The organism is Treponema sp. OMZ 805 (assembly GCF_050937395.1).
Taxonomy (GTDB): Bacteria; Spirochaetota; Spirochaetia; order Treponematales; family Treponemataceae; genus Treponema.
In genome coordinates, this window is record NZ_JACCLP010000033.1 from 1 (window position 1) to 1356 (window position 1356).

Sequence of the window (1356 nt, forward strand, 5' to 3'; positions counted from 1 at the left end):
GCTGATTGCGGTAGACTTACGATAGCCAAATTCGCCGAAGGATAGTTTTTGGGATTTGCGGTCTTTAAACAGTTCCTCGCGGTTGTATTCGGCAAATGCGCCAAGCAGGGCGGAAAGGTCGGTAATGCGTTTACGAAGACCTTCCCCTTGCTTTGCGCAGTCTGCTTTAATTTCTGCAATTTTCTTGTTCGCTTCCCCGTCGATTGCCTCCAGTTCGTGCTCAAGAAGGCCGATTTCCTTGAGGGCTAAATTCGCATCCTCAAGCGTTTTGATTTTGCCGATATTCGGCTTGTACCTTGCCATAGATAACCTCCACTTATGGTCTTGCGTGTTTATTCATCATGTGCGATAAAACCCATTCTTTTATGCACAATCCAGCCATTACCAACGTGCGGCACCGCACTTTTTCCCCTACATCTTTTAAGGCTAATGCCCTGCGATATAGCCACCCATACATACGCTTTGCCTCCTCTGCTCCGCTTTCGTTTTTATTCCATCAGCATTTCGCCTGCTGCTTGAATAACATCCTCATCCGGCTCATCGAGCCGGTTTATTGCCATCGTCTGATGCACCCGCCCCATCAGTTTGGTGAGCGTCCGCACCGATCCCTTTGACGCTTTGACAAAAAGCTCAAGGGTTTCCTTTGAAAGACGGGGCCAGACTGCGCCGATAATCTTTGCAGCATCGGCTTTGCTCATCTTTTTGACTTCCAAAAATACCCCGACACGGCTGGTAAGCTGATGATGGTCGAGCCGCCGGTTTTCCAGCTTGTACCGTAAGTCAGGCAGCCCGCAAAGGACGACACCGGTCTGCGCTTTGTCGTTGATGACCCGCCGGATAAGCTCAAGGCAGCCGTCTGACAGGTACTCCGCCTCATCAATCAGGATAACGGTGTCCCGTCCCTTTAAGGCATCTACGATGTGGGAGATAATGACGCTCATTCCGCCTTTGGTATCGAGCCCCAGTGACTGGGCAATGGTTTTAACCAGTACGCTTTTGGTAAAACTTGAATCGACTTCAATTAACAGCGCGCTATGGCTTTCTGCAGCATAATTGCGCAGCGCTGTCGTCTTACCCGTTCCCGCATCTCCAACGATAACGGCAATATCAGCTTCATCCTGCGCAATGCTTAACGCTTTACGCACTGAATTGAGCACCGCAGTTTCCGAAATAGGGATATGCAGCCGTTCAATCCGGCGTTCTTCCCGCTTTAACCACGCCTGCACCGCCTCTTCAAACGCCTTTACATTGCCGTTATACGCGCGGTTTTTGTATGCCGACACAACGGCAGAAGAATAGCCTAAGGCTTGCGCTGCTTTTGCTTGGCTAATTCGCTTCCCCTCATCGGGGTTTCCG

Annotated in this window: 3 protein-coding genes; all 3 read right to left on the minus strand. The window is 50.5% G+C overall.

Annotation, left to right across the window (positions count from 1 at the left end; translation table 11 throughout):
* On the minus strand, window positions 1-303 hold a 303-nt coding region (locus tag HGH47_RS12085), incomplete at its 3' end, for a host-nuclease inhibitor Gam family protein (protein ID WP_432912678.1).
* A 13-nt stretch (window positions 304-316) separates the two neighbouring features.
* Window positions 317-457 carry a hypothetical protein gene (locus tag HGH47_RS12090; protein ID WP_432912681.1) on the minus strand — a complete coding sequence of 47 codons (141 nt, stop codon included), beginning with the start codon at window positions 455-457 and terminating at the stop codon, window positions 317-319.
* 31 nt (window positions 458-488) lie between these two features.
* Window positions 489-1356, minus strand: an 868-nt coding sequence (locus tag HGH47_RS12095) for an AAA family ATPase (protein ID WP_432912684.1), incomplete at its 5' end; no start/stop codon positions are given.

What these genes read in the sequence shown, in the direction of transcription:
- HGH47_RS12090 (WP_432912681.1), bottom strand. Translation starts at nt 457, where the DNA reads ATGTATGGGTGGCTATATCGCAGGGCATTAGCCTTAAAAGATGTAGGG.